Raw genomic sequence first — 17,164 nt, 5'->3', positions numbered from 1 at the left:
ATGCCCACGCCTGACGACTATCGCTCGTTCGAACTGGAAGCTGCGGCGGCAACCTCCGTCGCGCGCGGTCGAACCGCGCTCGGCAGTTTTTTGAAATTCGGGGTGCCGATCGGCGCGCTTCTTGTTGCTGCCTGGATGATCTATGGAACGGTCGCGCGGCGTTCGCCCACCCTAACGACGCCGGACAAAGAGGAGTTCAGGACGACGCAGTTTCCAGCGCCGTCGCTTTCGACCCCTCGCGTGCAAACCAACCAGGGTACCATCGTCATTCCGCAGGCCCCGGCCGAACCCGCCCCACCACCTCCCCCGGTCGCACCACCGCTTGCGTTGCCGGCGCCCCCTCCGCCGGAGCCGCCGCTGGCGGGTGCGCTGCCGAACGACGACGAAGCGCGCCGTCTCGCGGAGCTCGAACGGCAGCGGCAGGAGGAGGAGCGACGAAAATGGGAGCGCCTTCGGGCTCCGCAGGTCATTGCCGACAACGCCGCAGCGGCGGCAAACACTGCAAACCCAGACGATGGCAGCAAGGCCGCCGCAGGTCCGGAGGACGATCCCAATCGTCGCTTCCTGTCGTCGGTTTCCGCGGCCGGCGTCGAGGTTTCCCGAGCGATCAAGAACAACCGCATTGACGCGCTGGTGGCGCAGGGGACGATGATTCGTGGTGTGTTGGAGACGGCCGTCCAGAGCGATCTGCCAGGCATGGTGCGCGCCGTTGTCACCGAGAATGTCTGGTCGTTCGACGGTCGGCGCGTTCTCATTCCTGCTGGAAGCCGCCTTGTCGGCGAGTACAAGTCGGGGATCGCACAAGGTCAGACGCGCGTCTTCGTGGTGTGGACCCGCATGCTGCGCTCCGATGGCGTCTCGGTGCAGCTCGGATCGAACGGCACCGACGATCTGGGCCGCGCCGGCAATGCCGGCTTCGTCGACAATCATTATCTGGAGCGCTTCGGTTCGGCGATCATGCTGTCGGTCGTCGGCGGCGCAGCGCAGTTCTTGAGTGCTTATGGCCAGAACACCAACACGATCGGCAATGGCTCCATCATCATGACGACGGATCCGGTGACAGGAATCGTGACGCAGACGCAAACGGGGGTGAACCAAAATCAGTTGAGCCTGCAGGCTCGGGAGATCGCGGCGCAAAACGTGTCGCAGACGCTGACCAACATCGCGCAGCAGGCGCTCAGAAACTCAATCAATATCCCACCCACGATCTACCTCGACCAAGGAACGCGGATCATCGTCTTCGTTCGGCGCGATCTCGATTTTTCGGCGCTCTATCCGGATCCGGTCAAGGAAGCCTTGAGGGAGCTGAAGCGTGAACGTGCTGGCGCGAAGTCTGACGGTCTTCATTGACCGCGCACTCGATCCGATCCGCACCTGGCTCGATGACGACCATGTCGTCGAGATTTGCGTCAACGGTCCGGCCGAGGTCTGGGTCGAGCGCTTCGGGCAGGCCGCAATGGAGCGGCACGAGGTGCCGAGCCTAACGGAGCACGCCATCCGGCATCTTGCCGAGCGTGTCGCCGGACATTCGGGCCAGAGCGTCAACGAGGAGCATCCGTTGCTCTCCGCGGCGCTGCCGACCGGAGAGCGCTTTCAGGGCGTGATGCCGCCGGCGACGACGGCGGGAGGCGCGTTCGCCATCCGCAAGCAGGTCATCAAGGAAATGCGGCTCGACGATTACCGCAAGCTCGGTTCATTCGAGAAGGTGACGACGGCGGGGGAGGGCGCGTTGTCGGAAACCGACCGACAGCTCTGCGAGCATCTCGACGCCGGCCGCATCGAGGAGTTCATCCGGCTCGCCGTGGTCAGCCGCTACTCGATCTTGCTCTCGGGCGGGACGAGCTCCGGAAAAACAACGTTCCTCAATGCCATCCTCAAGGAGGTGCCGATTGAGGAGCGCATCATCACCATCGAGGATACCCGGGAAGTTAACCCGATCCAGAAAAACTACTTGCCGCTCGTCGCCTCCAAAGGCGATCAAGGGGAGGCCCGCATCACCGTTGAAACGCTGCTGCAGGCTTCGATGCGGTTACGGCCCGACCGCATCTTTCTCGGCGAAATCCGTGGCGCCGAGGCCTACTCATTCTTGCGCGCCATCAATACCGGGCATCCGGGCAGCATCACGACCGTGCACGCCGACAGCCCTGCCGGCGCCTTCGAGCAACTCGCCTTGATGGTGATGCAGGCCGGGCTCGGCCTGCGCCGCGACGAGATTGTCAGCTACATAAGGTCGGTACTGCCGATCGTCATTCAGCAGACAAAGGTCGGTGGATGGCGCGGCACATCGGCGGTGCATTTCTCGCGCATGGCAGAATGGCGGGAACAGCGGACCACTGGGAAAGGCCGTCATGGCGCGCGTCGTCGCCTATAGGATCGGCGTCGCGATCCTGCTGCTGCTCGCCTTCTGGCTGCTGTGGAGCATGGCCTATGAGATTGTCGTTGCCCTGCGCTGGGCGCCGGGCCGCTTCCCGAGTGAGGGCACCACCCGCTGGGCGCTGTTCCGGATGCAGAACGCCGATCGCTCCGCCGACTTCTTTGTGATCGCCTGGCGTCATTTCTACAACCGACTCCTGTTCCCAGGCACCCAACTCGAGGCACTGATCCGCGCCGGCTATGCGGCGGCCACTGTTGGCGCGATCGGACTCGCGGGGGCGCTGTTCGCGGTCATCAATCGCCGCCAGATGCCGTATGGCGCCGCCCGCTTCGGCACGCTGATGGAGGCGGCCAAGCAGGGCCTGACCGCCAAGCGCGGGATCGTGCTGGGAACGCTGAGCGGCGCCACGCTCCGCTCGGACGAGCCCGCACATATCCTGGTCGTCGGACCATCACGCTCCGGCAAGGGCACCGGCTTCGTCCTCCCGAATGGCTATCTTTGGCAGGGTTCGGCCGTGTTCTTCGATCCGAAGCGCGAAAACTTCGAAGCGCTTGCGGAACATCGCGCCGCGATGGGCAACAAGGTTTTTATGTTCTCGCCGGGATCCAACGACACGCATCGATACAATCCGCTCGATTTCGTACGGCGCGACGAGCGCATGGCGACCGACTGCCTGGTCGTCGCCTCCTTTGTGATTCCTGAAAAAGCCGACGACACCTGGGCCGGAGCCGGCCGTCTTCTGCTCTCGGCGTTAATCGGCTACGTGCTGGCTTCACCGTTGATCGCGGGCGCACAGCACATGCGCACGGTGGCCCGGATGACGACGACCGGCAAGGATATCTCCTCGGTGCTGCGTGCGATCGTGAAGACTGAACGACAGCACTTGCCGGCATGGGTGGTCGACAGCTTCAACCAGTACATCGCGTTGGAGCCCGAGACCCGCAACAGCGCCGTGTTCAACGTCAATATGGCGATGTCGCTGTGGAACAACGGCCTCATCTCGGCCGCGACCGAGACATCCGATTTCGACATTCGCGAGCTACGGCGCCGTCCGATGACGATTTTCATCGGCTGTACCATCGCCGAACTGTCGATCTTCCGGCCGCTAATCCGCATCCTGTTTCAGCAGATCCACGATCTGATGATGGTGAAGATTCCGGGTGACGACGAGCCGCATCAGGTGCTGCTCATGCTCGACGAATTCTACCATGTCGGCCGAATGGACTCTTTGATCTCGAAGATCACGATCAGCGCGGGATATGGCTTCCGGATGGCGATCGTGATGCAGGACATTGCGCAGCTCGACGAACTCTACGGCAGGAACACGCGCATCACCACGGTCTCGGGCTCGCAGATCAAGCTGTTCATCCAGATCAACGATCTCGAAACCTCGGACTTTGTGTCCGAGATGCTCGGCGAAACGACACAAGTCTATAAAACGCCGATCCAGCGTCCAGGACAGGGCATTTTCGCGCCGCGCGTCTGGGCACCTCACTATACACCGCGCCCGCTGCGCAGCCCGCTCGAACTCCGCGAGATGTCGGCCCGGCTGTCAATCCTGATGGTCAAGAACTCCCGCTCGTTCGAATTGACCAAAATCCGGCACTACTTAGATAAACCCTATCGCGCGTATTACGAACGGGCAAAGGGCTCTTCGCCGGCGCTGCCCAAACTGCGCACCTGGCAAGATGAGGCGCTGCGCGGGGCAATCAATCCGGCGCCTGACACGCCCCAAGAACCGGCCACGACCGCAAGCCCGTCGACAGCGCCACCGCCACCCACATCGGCGCCGGCTCGCAAGGTGACCACATCCCGTCGAAGCGCGAAAAGCACAACAACCAAAGCGAAGACCTCCGAACCGCTGCGAGAATTTGCCCCTCTCACTCTCTCTTCGCCGCGTCCAACACCGCCAACCCCGCCGCGCAAGGCGCTGTCGCTCGGCGCAACGCCTCCCGTTCCTCCGGGAGAAAGCTGCGACGTGCGGGACATTCTCGCATCTGCCGCTGCAGGACAGGACGAACATTTCACCGCAATGGTGAGTGTGTTGCGTTCAACACCAGACACGAAGGTCCAGCAAAGTATCGAGATGCTTAGGTCTTTACACCAAATCTTTGGCGACGACGAACAGTGACGCCGATAGGCGTACGCCCGTGCAACCCAGCGCGCACCTTTCGCCTTCACTGTTAAAACTGAGATTAGCGCTGGGCCGATAACCGGCCGCGCTATTCCAGCGGCGCTTACGACTAACCGATACGTCCATTGTGGATGCATGGTACAGCGCGAAAAAGTGCGGGTGTGTGTTCACCTTCACGTCAAACATACAAGCTGGCGCAAAACGATCAGTGCGTATGATCATGACGGTGATGCAGATCGGGATAGTGCGGATGCCGATGCACCAGCGGCGCGTGGCGATGCCAGTGGGTGTGCGGCTCGCCCGGCGGTGCATCCGGCCCGTGCTCGTGCTGATGATGTTCATCATGGTTGTGCCGATGCTCATGCTCCAGCACGTCATGGGTATGCTCGTGCTCGTGCCGCTCGGACAGATGCAGCCATAGCCCGAGCCCCATCAGGCATCCGGCGATCAGGAGCTTCACCGACAGCGGCTCGCCCAGCATAAATACGGCCAGGATAGCGCCTACGAAGGGTGCGAGAGAGAAATAGGCTCCCGTTCGCGCCGTCCCGAGGTGGCGCAAAGCGAGAACGAACAGGGCAAGGCTCACGCCATAGCCCAGAAATCCGACCACGCCGGCGGCCAGTAGAACACCAGCGGAAGGAAGAGCGGCGCCGTTGGCGATCGCGATGAAGAGATTGATCGCGCCGGCGGCCAGCCCCTTGAGCATGGCGACCTGCACCGGATCGGCCGACGAAAGCTTGCGCGTCAAGTTGTTATCGATCCCCCAGCACAGGCAGGCACCGGCGATGAGCAGGGTGCCCCATTGAAAGGATGCCTGTCCTTGCCAGGAGAGAAGGACTGCGCCGGCCAAGATCGCGAAGGCGCCGACGAGAAGTCGCCGGTCCACGTTTTCACGAAATACCACCCAGGCGATGCCCATGGTCGCGAGGCCTTCGAGGTTGAGAAGGAGCGACGTTGTCGCGGCGTCGGTGCGGGCCAGGCCAAACATCAGGAACAGGGGGCCGAGGATGCCGCCCGTTAGCACGACCAGGGCAAGCCAAGGAATGTCCGCGCGCCGGAGCGGCGCCTCGATTGTGGGGAGCCGCAACGCAGCCCGTGAGACATGGATCACCGCCAGCCCCAGCCCTGCGCCGAGATAGAGCAACCCCGCCATTGTCCATGGATCGACGGAGCCCAGAAGAAGCTTGGCGAAAGGTGTGCTTGCGCCGAACAGGAGGGCGGACAGGAGAGCGAGCAATATGCCAGTGCGCATCATTAGGTTCTCGGTGACATGGACGCGGCAGCTATCGGGTTGCTCGGATGTTTGCCACGCGCCCTCATCACAATGGCGACCACGGCCCCGGAATCAAATGTCAGCGCGGCGATCGAGATGATCGCCCACGACAATCCGAAACGGTCGGCGATCAGACCAGCGGAAAGCGCCCCGATCGCATAGCCGAGACTCCCGCCAAAACCGATAGACGCTGAGCGCGGGCGCTCATGGTCGTTCAACGATTTCGGTGACGATCAAGATAGCAGCGCGAGCCTACGTACGCATCCGGCAAGTATTTAAACAAGTGTTATGGAGAATTGATATACTATGTAGCAGAAATCTATGATGAAAATGAATTCGCATAATATATCTTATGGAATGTTTTGTTCGAGGGGGCACGGCGAGTCCGGCTCAGCCTTATCTCGAATGTCGCGCTCTTGTCGACGAGGTCGCTGGTGCCAATTTGGCGGACTGTTCGCAGACAAACCAAGAAGAGCCATTCGGCTGGATCAATCGTTGTTGCGATCATAATAGCTTTTCATCAGCCGATAGTGACCTCCGGTAGAAACGTATTCCTGGTGCAGGCAAATGTCTCCTCTGCAAAATATTGCCTGCCCGTCACAGTGCAGATGCTCGAAGTGCAGCTTCATCAAGCGCGAATTGTCGAAATAGGTTGCGAAGTAGTGTCCGGCGCGGAGTGGATCTCGGCACATGCGGACGACAGCATTCCGAACCTCGGGCGGCAGATGTTCGATATGCTCTGGATTCCAGGGATCGTCGTGACCAACCTGACTAGCGCGAGCAACCGCGCGCGGTTGATTGCAAAATAAAAGCAGGACAATCCCAACCGCGGTCGCCGAAAAATGCTTGTCAAAAGACCACATGCCGGCACCCTTCATGAGGAAGATCTGCCCGATGCGAACGCAAAGACTCCCAGAAATACGAACGACCGTCAGTCGCAAAGAAATTGCTCGAACTTGGGTGCGGCGCAGCGGACCTGTGTAAGGCGCTTTATTGCCGAGGCAGCAGCTTGGCTTCCGCAACCGCCGCGCCGTAGACGGGCTCCGCCGGTCCGCAGCCTAACGTCACCTCTCGCAAGGCGTCCCGTGCTTGCTGGGTCTGACCCTTGTGCAGAGCCAACTCGCCCATAAAAAAAATCGCTTCGCATTCGCGTTTGGACTTCTCGCGGTCTGTGCCCCGTTGGGCAGCCGCTTTGACCTCGTCCGCAGCAAGCAGCCCAAGATACATATCGAGCATTGCGCCCGGCCAGGCTTCGCCTTTCGCAGCCTTTACGTTCGCCTCAAATTCCTCGCGATCGGATTCTCCTCGATGGACCCGAGCAATGTGCAACCAAATGACAGGATAGGGATTCGACGGACGCAGCCGCACGGCGGTCTTGAAGTCCTCGATGCCATCGTCGACTGCTCCAGAGAACAGGTGCGCCCGCCCTCTCCCCAAGTATGTGGCCGCATTGCCTGGATCTACCGTCAACGCTCGATCGAAATCGCTCAAAGCTTCAGCATATTTTTCGATCGCCAGATTCACACTCGCGCGATTTGACAAAGCGGCAACGTCCCGCGGATTCAGCCTGATCGCGGTGTCGAGGTCTGCGAGAGCACTCTTGATGTCTCGACGGAAGAAATACAGGACCGCCCTGTTGACGTAGGCGTCTTCGTAGGTCGGCTGCAACGCGATCGCCTTGTCGTAGTCTGCGATGGCGCGCTCTTCATCCTGCTTCAGAACGTAGGTGCGAGCACGATTGTAATAGGCAGGAGCGTAGTCGGAACGCAAGCGGATCGCTAGACCATAGTTTTCGATGGCACGATCCAAATCTCCCAGTTTTTCGTAAACATTCCCAAGGTTGTTGAAAACGAGAGGATCGCCGGGATTTAATTTACTGGCCGTCAGAAAGTCCTGCAGGGCGCGCTGGTATTCGCGCTCATCGCCCCAGATGATCCCTCGATAGAGGTAGGCGCTGGGAAATTCCGGAAGCAGCGCGATGGCCGCATCGAAGTCTGACAGGGCGCGGTCGCGACGACCGAGTGCTTCGTTAGAAACGCCTCGACTGTAAAGGAGAAGGCCGCGTTGTTTGTCCGAGAACAAGCCGCGCTGAAGCGCTTCGTCAAACAAGCGTATCGCCAGCGTGAAATCGCCGCGATCTTTCGCAACGAAGCCGGCCTGTGCGAGATCGAGAGGGTCACGTTGAGCGAAGCTCGGGGAGATGAGGCACATCGCCAAGGCCGTCGCCGTGGTCAGGCCAAAAGCGACCGTTCTGACGAATTTCCTCGAAAAGCCAACCATCGACCCTACCTCAGTGAGGGGGCACCACCGTCGCAACCGCTTTTCGTGGTGGCCGGCGCGAACATTCGTAACCGCCGTAGACGCGTGCAACAGTTTCAGCCAGCGAGGAAGCCCTCTCATTGTCAAATCTCAGAATGCAACAGTATTACAACCCGGCTCGACGACAACCGGATTCGACAGAATTGTTGGTACTGGCCGAGCCCTTACCTGATATCGGCCGGGCCACGGCAACCATGTGTTTGATGATCGCGGAAGCGACCCCTACCGCAGCCACCAACGAGATCGCGTGCGGACGCATCGGGCAATCTGACGGTTGGGTGTGGAGGTGCAGCACCAGCCATCATGACCTTCGGAAACGCCGGTTTGGTCTGAAAGGACCCGATGGCCTGGCAAGTTGACCAAGTTGCGGCCGTGAACGCCATTACCAACATTGCGAAGCGGATGCGACACATTGGAGCCTCCGCAAGCAAACCAACGAATGGATTCATACTCCAAAGCAGACCGCTACGAAATTCAAATTAGCGCACAGGGGCTAAAACAGGCGAGCGAATGCGATCGGTTGATCGCAAGTTAAAGGCAGGATAATCCCAGCCGTGATCGCTGGAAAGCACTAGTGAGAAGCCACAAGCCTGTTCCCCCTGTGTGGGAAGTACCTGTCTGCCCAACCAATAGACCCACCAGAAATACCGACGATTTCGGTGAGGGAGCTGTCCGCCCCCGTGTGTGGCGCAACAATTTCACCGACTTCTTGAGCAGTTGGCGCTTGATCTACAAGGCCTATTGCGAACAACTCGCAGGAATGTCTAGGAATGAATGTCACATTTCTTTGGTCTAAGTTTCGTTCGGGTTGCAGGGCGCGGCATGAAGAGGATTTGCAAGATAGGGGGTGGGATCGGTGTAGCGCTTGCAACATACTCCTGCGCGATAGCGGCTGATCTGCCAGCGAACCCTCCGGTTAAGGCGCCCGTGCCGTACCTTGCGCTCTACGACTGGAATGGCTGGTACGCCGGCGTCCACGTAGGTGCGATCAGAGGCCTTTCAAACTGGTCCGCGATTCCACCAGGCGCTGGCGCTCCGGGTCTGAGCGGATCGTTCGACCTTCCCTTCAACTTCGACTTCATCGGCGGGACCGGCAACTACGTGGCCGGGCTTCAGGGCGGTTACAACCATGTCTTTCCGTCTCGCGCGATGCTGGGATTCGAATCCGATATCTCCTTTCCGAACTCGGACGTGCAGGTACCCTTTTCCGTGCGCGGCAGTCAGACGGTCTCCTCGCCCTTGACCGGCCAGGTGACCTACGGCGAGGCGGTCATTCACTACGGAAGCGCGCGTGCCCGCGCCGGCTATGCGTTCGATCATTTCCTTCTCTATGGAACGGGCGGGTTGGCCTGGAGCTACGATCAGGTGACGCGAACCCAGGTCGACGGCGTTTCCGTTGGCGGCGCTGCGACGCCGGGAACGGTGGACACCAGGCTGTTGTGGCGGTTGGGATGGGCGGCGGGAGCCGGTATCGAAATTCCACTCGCGGCAAACTGGACGGCAAAAGCCGAGTATTTGGCAACCGGATTTGGCCACAAGGGCATGAGGTTCACGGGTGCGTCGGAAGCGTTCAATTCCGACCTCACCATGCAAAGTATCCGGCTCGGCCTCAACTACAGGATCGGCGACGCGAGCCACATCCCGGATTTCCTCACCAAGGGGCCATCCGCGCTGGAGACGGACCGCTTCGCGCTCCACGCCCAAGCTACCTACGTCAGTCAATACGCTCCGCCGTTTCGGGCTCCCTATAGCGGTCGCAACAGTCTCGACCCCAACACCGGACGCGAGACCTTCGACACGACCTTGTATGCGGGCGTCCGGCTCTGGGACGGCGCCGAGGCGTGGGTCAATCCGGAGGTCGATCAGGGTTTTGGATTGAGCGCGTCGGTCGGCGCCGCGGGATTTCCAAGCGGGGAGGCCTACAAGGTCGGCGCGAGCTATCCGTATACACGCCTGCACCGGGCGTTCCTGCGCCAGACCATCGACCTCGGTGGAGAGATTCAGAAAGTCGACGCCGGGCTGAACCAGTTTTCGGGATCGCAAACCTCGGATCGACTAGTGCTCACGGTGGGAAAATTCAGTGTCGGCGATATTTTCGACACCAACAAATACGCTCATGATCCCCGGTCCGATTTCATGAACTGGGCCATCATCGACACCGGAACCTTTGACTACGCGGCCGACGCCTGGGCTTACACCGTCGGCGCGGCTGCGGAATGGTACCAAGGTCCCTGGACCTTCCGCGGCGGCCTGTTCGATCTGTCCATCGCGCCGAATGCCACCCACCTCGATCCACAGTTCGGACAGTTCCAATGGGTCGGCGAGATCGAGCGGCGATATGCCATTTGGGATCAACCCGGGAAAATCGCGATCAGCGGATTTCTGACGCGCGGCCGGATGGGAGGTTTCCAGGACGCCATCCAACTCGCCGCGCTAAACGGAGGCCCTGCCGACATCACCGCTGTGCGCCGCTACCAAAGCCGCGGCGGCATCAGCATGAATCTGGAGCAGCAACTCATCCCTAATGTTGGCTTCTTCGCCCGTGCTGGCATCGCAGATGGCAATAAAGAACCCTATGAATTCACAGACGTCGACCGGACCGTTGCAGCCGGCCTCTCGATTTCTGGAAAACAATGGGGGCGCGATAACGACACCGTCGGTATTGCTGGCGCCGTCAACGGCATCACCAATGTGCACCAGGCGTTTCTCAATGCCGGCGGGTTGGGAATTCTGGTCGGCGACGGGATGCTGTCTCGTCCCGGTAATGAGAAGATCGTCGAGACCTACTATAGCTTTCCGGTGTTAGCTGCGAAGGTCACGCTGGACTATCAGCTCATCGTGAACCCGGCCTACAACCGCGACCGTGGACCCGTCTCGGTGCTCGGTTTCCGCGTGCATTCGCAATACTAAGGCGTTGCTCACATCACGCTATCTGGCGCCAGCGCATGAAGATGAATTTCGCGCCAAGCTACCGCGGCTTGGACAAGCTCGAAGCCTCCGCCATCTCAACGTGATAATTCCCCGCGGCGCAGCTTCGTCAGGGCCTCTTTACAACCCGCTGCGTCGCCTTGCTCATCCAAGGTGCGGGCACGATTCAATAACGCGCGGTCGTACCGCTCGTCGGCAGCGGCCTGCTCTTTCCCTCGGACGACCGAGCCCGACGTCGGCTGGCGATGCAACGTGGCGTCGCGCGACTGATGTGCGGTACCGCCCTCCTGGTTCGCGGCTAACGCGTTCATTGCAGCTTCCAGCTGTGCAATCTCCTTGGCGCAGGGTCCAGCGAGGGCCGCATGGCATGAGAAGATTGATGCGCCGATCGCAACAAGAATTGGGGCGCTGAGGTGAGGCCGAATGAGGAATATTCCCGACAATCGTCTTGCTCCGGCAGAAGAAACCCAAGGATACCATGATCATAGCTTATGATCACCAATTTTCGAAAGCGCAATCGCCACGCCGCAACCTTCCGGGAAATCGGGGACGCGCACCAGGAAAGCACATCGCCGCTATTCTAAGCGCCGTCACGTTTACGACGCTGCGATACGCGCCGTTGAAGGAGACTGTCCGGGAAAATAGGACTTAAGGTCCTGGATTGTGCGCACCAATATTGCCGAATATGGAATTCAAGCCCGAGCAACCCAGGGTCGTATATGGAACAAGTGGAGAGGCTTACGTTGAGGGCTTAGCTGCGCGTCCGTGTATGTAGTTTTGCTCTTTCCGAGAGGTTTGATCATGTCAAAATCCGGCCTATGGCAGCGAGCGTACCGAACCGAACGACCGGATTGCTTGGCGCGGGTTGGGTTTTCGCCGTCGCGTTAGCGGGGTCGGCATCGCCGCTCCCTTTTTTGTGACATCACCTGCAGCTTTGCCCGACCAAAATGTCAAAGCCATTTCATCTGGTGTGCGACTATCGTGGCCGCTGCTATCGATCTGGCGATATGTTCGCCGCTACTACAGCTATGGTTACAATCCCTACTACGCGTACGGCTATGGTCCCGGCTACTACGGATATGGGCCCGGCATAGCGTTCGGTTTCGGCGGCGGCCATCATTTCAACCACGGCTTTGGCGGTCATGGCTTTGGCGGTCATCACTGATGGACTGGTAGGACCGTCGGGACCTATAGGCATGGCCCTCGAAATCATGCGGTAAGCTAGGGTCAGGACTCATTGATCAGAGCCAGAAGATAACAGTGGCTGCGATGCAGATGGCGGACATGAAGGTGTGTGCGCATCGGTCGTAACGGGTGTGGATGCGCCGCCAGTCCTTGAGCCTGCCGAACATGTTCTCGATCTTGTGCCGCTGACGATAGAGTTTGCGGTCATGTTCGATCGGGTTTTTGCGGTTCGACTTCGATGGGATGCAGGCCATGATCCCTCGTTCGGCGAGAGCTCGGCGAAACCAGTCGGCATCGTAGCCCTTGTCGGCAAGCAACTGGCTAGCGGGCGGCAACGCATCGAGCATCAACGCCGCCCCCTTGTAGTCGCTCATCTGGCCTTCGCTGAGCAGCATGACGACGGGGCGCCCCTGACCGTCGCAGACGGCATGCAGCTTTGAGTTCAGGCCGCCTTTCGTGCGCCCGATACGTCGGGGAACAGGCCCTTTTTTAAAAGGCTGGCAGCCGTGCGATGCGCCTTCAGATGCGTCGCATCGATCATCAGGCGAGATGGCTTACCAGCCTTGCGCGCCAGTTCGGCAAAGATCTTGTTGAACACGCCGAGACGGCTCCAGCGCACGAACCGGTTATAGATCGTCTTGTGCGGACCATAGCCGGGTGGCGCATCGCGCCAGCGCAAACCATTTCGGATGACGAAGACGATGCCGCTGATCACCCGCCGGTCATCAACCCGCGCAATCCCGTGCGACAATGGAAAATACGGTTCGATCCGGCGCATCTGCGCCTCCGATAGCAGCAAAAGATCAGTCATGGCGATGCCTCCCAGCATCACCATTGAATCAATCCGCCAACCATCGCGCAACAAATTTAATGGGTCCTGAGCCTAGTCGTCCGTGACGAATCTCCCAAGCTATTAAGCGGGAGTCTTTTTTGGAGGGGCGTAAGGTTTGAGATTGCAAGCCTATTGGGTTTGAAGGCCAGAAAGCTTGCAGTTTCATTTCGCGATTCCGTCGAATCGCGGATCGTGATTCCATGATCGCATCGGAGGGCACGATGCGAACGGCGGGACAGCGGACAGGCCGATCTTCTGCGCTCGCGGCTGGACGCGATCATCGACACGGTCATCCGCCGAAAAGGTGAGGCATCGGTGGCGACAGCAAAACTTCTCGGACTGTCGACCAATCATACAAAGAGCTTGCAACACGGTGACACTAGTGGTGTCCGTGATGTCCCCCATGACCTCCAAAGTGATGACCACCGAAATGATGCCCTCCGAAGTGATGGCCGAAATAGAACGGCGTATAAACAGGGTAGGAGTACAGGGCATAGGGATAAGGGCGGCTCGGGTAGCCCCGATAGCGGCGATGGGCATGGTGTCGGTGGCGGTATCGGCGCGAATGAACCTGCTGGACTAAGTCTTCTCCGATGAACACGCTTCCGACCTTGGATTGAGGAGCGATAGGCAGCGCATTTGCCGAATTGGCGTAGAAAAGCCACGCTGAGACCACGCTCGCACCGATGATGAGAAGTTTCCGCATTTGCACCTCCTGGCAGGTAATTCAATAGGCACCCTCGGGACGATGTCTCCGTGCCCGCTATGTCCCGCGAACACTGGCTACCAAACTGAGCTGTCTCTAATAAGAGAACGGCGTTCTCTCCGCCCGGTTCCCCTCCGTTCTCGGTTCATTGGAAACACTCAGTCGCCTAGACGGGACAGGTTAAAAGACAACTCGCAACTGAAATCATCTCAGCTATACAATCGGCGCTCAATGGCGGCCTCTTCTGTATGGTCCGCTTAGCATCGAGAGCAACTTTGGCAGCAAAACGATAGCGAGCGCACCAAGCATCCAAAACACAACAGCAGCAGGTTTTAGAATGATCCGCAGCAGAGAGACCCCCTGATCGACGATGCCGGTGGACTTCAAGGTGCCGATCGCCGGGCCAGCCTCCTTACCCATCCCCAATGTGCTCCCGGCATTTTTGCCGGCGTCCAGCACAGCGCCGCCGCTGGTGGCGAGCCACGACAAGGTCATGTCGACTACGACATATCCAACGTAAACAACGCCCCCAGATAAGAACGCCGGCGAGGATCAGGCCCCAGGGATCGCCACGCGCCCGCCGCGCGAGGGACCTTCCATAGTGCGAAATCGAGAATCCGGGCATCTGTCGGCTGGTCCTCGCCGCTGATGTCTGCTCACACCTACCCTCTCTCAAATGCGCCCAAGCGCGCATCCGGAATCAAAACCGCTGCTCACCTTCGGCCTTGCGCAGATCTTCGTTTTCGATCTGGATCGTCGCATGCGCAAGGCCAAAGCCGCTCTTCAGCGCCTCCTGAGCCGCCGCCAGCGTTACTGGCGCGGAAGCCATGTCGGTCACGACAAGATGGCCGCTCATCGCATCAACGCCGGAGGTGATCGTCCAGACGTGGAGATCGCGCACAGCGGCCACGCCGGGAATGTCGAGCAGCCGCTTCTCAAGCAGGGCCATGTCGATTTCCGGCGGCGTACCCTCCATCAGAATATGGATAGCCTGCTTGAGCAGAATCCAGGTGCGCGGGACTATGAACAGTCCAATGCCGGCGCCGATGATCGGATCGACCAGTTGCCAGCCGGTCAGAACGACGACGGCCGCAGCCACAATGACGCCGAGCGAACCGAGCATGTCCGCCAGCACCTCGAAATAGGCTCCCTTGACATTGAGGCTTTCCGACGAGCCGGCAGAGAGCAGCTTCATGCTAATCAGGTTGACGATGAGACCGACGACAGCGACGGCCAGCATCGGACCGCCGATGATCTCAGGAGGGTTCAAGAACCGCTGATAGGCCTCGTAGAGGATGTAAACCGTCAGAAGGAGGAGGACCACCGCATTGGTGAGCGCCGAGAGTACTTCCATCCGAACATAGCCGAAGGTGTTCTGGGGAGTCCGCGGCCGCTCCGCGAATCGGATGGCGATCAAAGCCAGCGCCAGACCGCCGGCATCGGTGAGCATATGCGCGGCGTCCGCAAGCAGTGCGAGGCTGCCGGTCCATAAGCCGCCTACGACCTCGACTGCCATGAATGTGGTCGTGAGAGTCAGCGCAATATAGAGTCTCTTCTTGTGTCGGCCGGCCGCGGTCGTCGTAGACATCAAATCGCTCGCCGAGATCCCTGCGGTCATATTGTCCTCCTGCGGCTGGAATTCAGTCGCGTCACATCATAGCACCACACACGACGCTCGCCGGTACAGGCCCCGCGAGCGTCTCATGATACGATCGGTCTTGGGCGCCCGCCAGCTTCGGTAACGCTGTCCACCCGCCTCACGTATCCAAATGTAGTGTTCTCGCGGCCACCGAAAGTGTTCAACGCAACCCAACTATCGATCGGAGTCGGCGGGAAGATAGAAATCACTTTTCCGCAGGATTTGTTGCAGCGACCGCCGTACTGCACGACGGACAAAACCTGGAGTTCGACGCGACCTGCGCGTTGCACTTAGCGCACGCCGCCTCGGCCGATCCGAAACGCTGGCCGCAATTGGCACAAAAGCGGCTGTCCGGCCAATCGCTGGCAGGGACCAGCGTAAATAGACCCCTGCGTCGGCACCACCATTCCGACGGTCCTTGGGGAATAGAGGAGACGACAATGAGATTTGCGGCGCTGAACTGGATAGAAATGGGCTCCCACTTGGTCGACTTAACAATTGCTTACCTTTTAGCGCTCCCAATCTGAACCTCCTCCGAATTGATGGACACCTGTAGTAGGCTCGGAGAGCCAAGAGGTGTCAGATGGAAACACGTCAACGTCGATCATTTACGGACGACTATAAGCGGCAAGCGGTCGATCTGGTGGCTTCGAGCGTCCGCTCGGTCGGGTCGGTGGCCAAGGAGCTTGGGCTGCGCGATTCTGTATTGCGCCGGTGGGTGGAACAACGTGGGGCCGGGCGGGAGCCGACGGCGGCGTCGCGGCGCCCGACAACGCAGGCGGCGCTGCCGTCGGCGGATCAAGCTGCGGAGATTTCGCGTTTGCAGCGGGAGAACGAGCGATTGCGCATGGAGCGCGACATTTTAAAAAAGTCGATCGCGATCTTTGCTGGAGTTCGGACATGAGATTTCGCTTCATCGAAGATCGCCGCGCCGACTACCCGGTGACGATCATGTGCAGCGTACTCGGTGTCTCGCCGGCCGGCTATTATGCCTGGCGCTCGCGCCCGGAGAGCCGGCGATCCGCCGCCAATCGTGACCTCCTGGACGACATCGAGCGGGTCCATCGCGACAACCACGGACGCTATGGCAGCCCGCGTATCCATGTCGAGCTGAAGGCTCAGGGCCGCGGGCAAGCCGCGGTCGGATCGAGCGCTTGATGCGCCGTCATGGCATTCGCGCCATCATGGCGCGGCCACGGCGGGTGCGTACCACCGACAGCCGGCACGACCTCCCGATCGCCCCGAACCTGCTTGGTCGGAACTTCATCGCCGCCGCGCCGAACCGGATCTGGCTCGCCGATATCACCTACATCGAGACCGATCAGGGATGGCTCTATTTGGCCACCGTCATGGACCTGTACAGCCGCAGGATCGTCGGCTGGGCGATGCGCGATCATCTGCGCGCCGAACTGCCGTTGGCGGCATTGACGATGGCAATCTCGGCGCAGCGGCCTGGCGCCAGTCTGATCCATCATTCCGATCGAGGCGTCCAATATGCCTCTGCGGACTACCGCAAGGTTGTGCAGTCCGCCGGCTTCCAGGCCTCGATGAGCCGCAAGGCCGATTGCTACGACAATGCTCCGATGGAGAGCTTCTTCCACACGCTCAAAACCGAACTCGTCCATCACCGTCAATATGCGACAAGAAAACAAGCCAAACGCGATATTTTTGCCTACATCGAAGGATACTACAACCGAACCCGTCGCCACTCCGCCATCGGCTATATCAGCCCGATCGAGATGGAGCTAAAAGCAGCTTAACCCTGTCCATTTTC

Annotated in this window: 14 protein-coding genes and 2 pseudogenes; 6 read left to right on the top strand and 10 right to left on the bottom strand. The window is 59.8% G+C overall.

The window, feature by feature from the left end:
- From virB10 to OCA5_RS18225, 3 genes are read left to right on the top strand one after another with little or no spacing between them, the layout of a single operon-like run.
- Complete coding sequence (gene virB10, locus OCA5_RS18235) at positions 1-1,350, top strand: type IV secretion system protein VirB10 (RefSeq protein ID WP_012564825.1); 1,350 nt, start codon at positions 1-3, stop codon at positions 1,348-1,350.
- Positions 1,313-2,371 carry a P-type DNA transfer ATPase VirB11 gene (gene virB11, locus OCA5_RS18230; RefSeq protein WP_012564826.1) on the top strand — a complete coding sequence of 353 codons (1,059 nt, stop codon included), beginning with the start codon at positions 1,313-1,315 and terminating at the stop codon, positions 2,369-2,371. The genes virB10 and virB11 overlap by 38 nt, the downstream gene beginning before the upstream one ends.
- Positions 2,268-4,505 (top strand): type IV secretory system conjugative DNA transfer family protein, encoded by a 2,238-nt coding sequence (locus tag OCA5_RS18225; RefSeq protein ID WP_244396105.1) that lies wholly within the window; start codon positions 2,268-2,270, stop codon positions 4,503-4,505. Before virB11 ends, OCA5_RS18225 begins: the two co-directional genes overlap by 104 nt.
- 208 nt (positions 4,506-4,713) lie before the next feature.
- On the opposite strand, the gene OCA5_RS18220 is transcribed toward OCA5_RS18225, so the two are convergent.
- From OCA5_RS18220 to OCA5_RS18205, 4 genes and pseudogenes are all read right to left on the bottom strand, one after another.
- Positions 4,714-5,763, bottom strand: coding sequence for a DMT family transporter (locus tag OCA5_RS18220; protein WP_012564828.1), 1,050 nt, complete (start codon positions 5,761-5,763; stop codon positions 4,714-4,716).
- Positions 5,763-5,985 (bottom strand): annotated as a pseudogene (locus OCA5_RS18215) (hypothetical protein); the annotation flags it as partial. The gene OCA5_RS18220 and the pseudogene OCA5_RS18215, both read right to left, overlap by 1 nt.
- Before the next feature lie 284 nt (positions 5,986-6,269).
- Positions 6,270-6,659 carry a hypothetical protein gene (locus OCA5_RS19065; RefSeq protein ID WP_244396106.1) on the bottom strand — a complete coding sequence of 130 codons (390 nt, stop codon included), beginning with the start codon at positions 6,657-6,659 and terminating at the stop codon, positions 6,270-6,272.
- Positions 6,660-6,771: 112 nt separating this feature from the next.
- Positions 6,772-8,061: a tetratricopeptide repeat protein gene (locus OCA5_RS18205; RefSeq protein WP_012564832.1), complete on the bottom strand. Its 1,290-nt coding sequence runs from the start codon at positions 8,059-8,061 to the stop codon at positions 6,772-6,774.
- An 813-nt stretch (positions 8,062-8,874) separates the two neighbouring features.
- Here OCA5_RS18205 and OCA5_RS18200 point away from each other — a divergent pair.
- Positions 8,875-11,010, top strand: a complete 2,136-nt coding sequence (locus tag OCA5_RS18200; protein ID WP_013913481.1) for a carbohydrate porin — start codon at positions 8,875-8,877, stop codon at positions 11,008-11,010.
- Between the two features lie 95 nt (positions 11,011-11,105).
- On the opposite strand, the gene OCA5_RS19570 is transcribed toward OCA5_RS18200, so the two are convergent.
- Positions 11,106-11,339, bottom strand: a complete 234-nt coding sequence (locus OCA5_RS19570) for a hypothetical protein (protein WP_244396107.1) — start codon at positions 11,337-11,339, stop codon at positions 11,106-11,108.
- Positions 11,340-11,998: 659 nt separating this feature from the next.
- On the opposite strand from OCA5_RS19570, the gene OCA5_RS18190 reads away from it, so the two are divergent.
- Complete coding sequence (locus OCA5_RS18190) at positions 11,999-12,193, top strand: hypothetical protein (protein ID WP_012564835.1); 195 nt, start codon at positions 11,999-12,001, stop codon at positions 12,191-12,193.
- A gap of 76 nt (positions 12,194-12,269) precedes the next feature.
- Here OCA5_RS18190 and OCA5_RS19055 read toward each other — a convergent pair.
- The 5 genes from OCA5_RS19055 to OCA5_RS19650 all read right to left on the bottom strand — a co-directional run bounded on the left by OCA5_RS19055 (position 12,270) and on the right by OCA5_RS19650 (position 15,766).
- A protein-coding gene (locus tag OCA5_RS19055) for an IS5 family transposase (RefSeq protein ID WP_148261434.1) occupies positions 12,270-13,024 on the bottom strand; the annotation gives its coding sequence in 2 pieces (ribosomal slippage) (positions 12,270-12,691 and positions 12,691-13,024; 756 coding nt in all).
- A gap of 400 nt (positions 13,025-13,424) precedes the next feature.
- Entirely contained in the window at positions 13,425-13,751 is a 327-nt protein-coding gene (locus OCA5_RS19050; protein ID WP_013913479.1) for a hypothetical protein, read from the bottom strand.
- A gap of 228 nt (positions 13,752-13,979) precedes the next feature.
- Complete coding sequence (locus OCA5_RS18170; protein WP_012564838.1) at positions 13,980-14,246, bottom strand: hypothetical protein; 267 nt, start codon at positions 14,244-14,246, stop codon at positions 13,980-13,982.
- Between the two features lie 205 nt (positions 14,247-14,451).
- Complete coding sequence (locus tag OCA5_RS18165; RefSeq protein WP_012564839.1) at positions 14,452-15,369, bottom strand: cation diffusion facilitator family transporter; 918 nt, start codon at positions 15,367-15,369, stop codon at positions 14,452-14,454.
- A 226-nt stretch (positions 15,370-15,595) separates the two neighbouring features.
- Positions 15,596-15,766: a double zinc ribbon domain-containing protein gene (locus tag OCA5_RS19650; protein WP_422836375.1), complete on the bottom strand. Its 171-nt coding sequence runs from the start codon at positions 15,764-15,766 to the stop codon at positions 15,596-15,598.
- A 207-nt stretch (positions 15,767-15,973) separates the two neighbouring features.
- Between OCA5_RS19650 and OCA5_RS18155 the strand changes: the two are divergent.
- Positions 15,974-17,150, top strand: a pseudogene (locus OCA5_RS18155) (IS3 family transposase).
- Positions 17,151-17,164: the final 14 nt, after the last annotated feature.

Source organism: Afipia carboxidovorans OM5, assembly GCF_000218565.1.
Taxonomy (GTDB): domain Bacteria; phylum Pseudomonadota; class Alphaproteobacteria; order Rhizobiales; family Xanthobacteraceae; genus Afipia; species Afipia carboxidovorans.
Note: the sequence above shows the minus strand (reverse complement) of the source record. Positions and strands in the feature narration are given on the sequence as shown.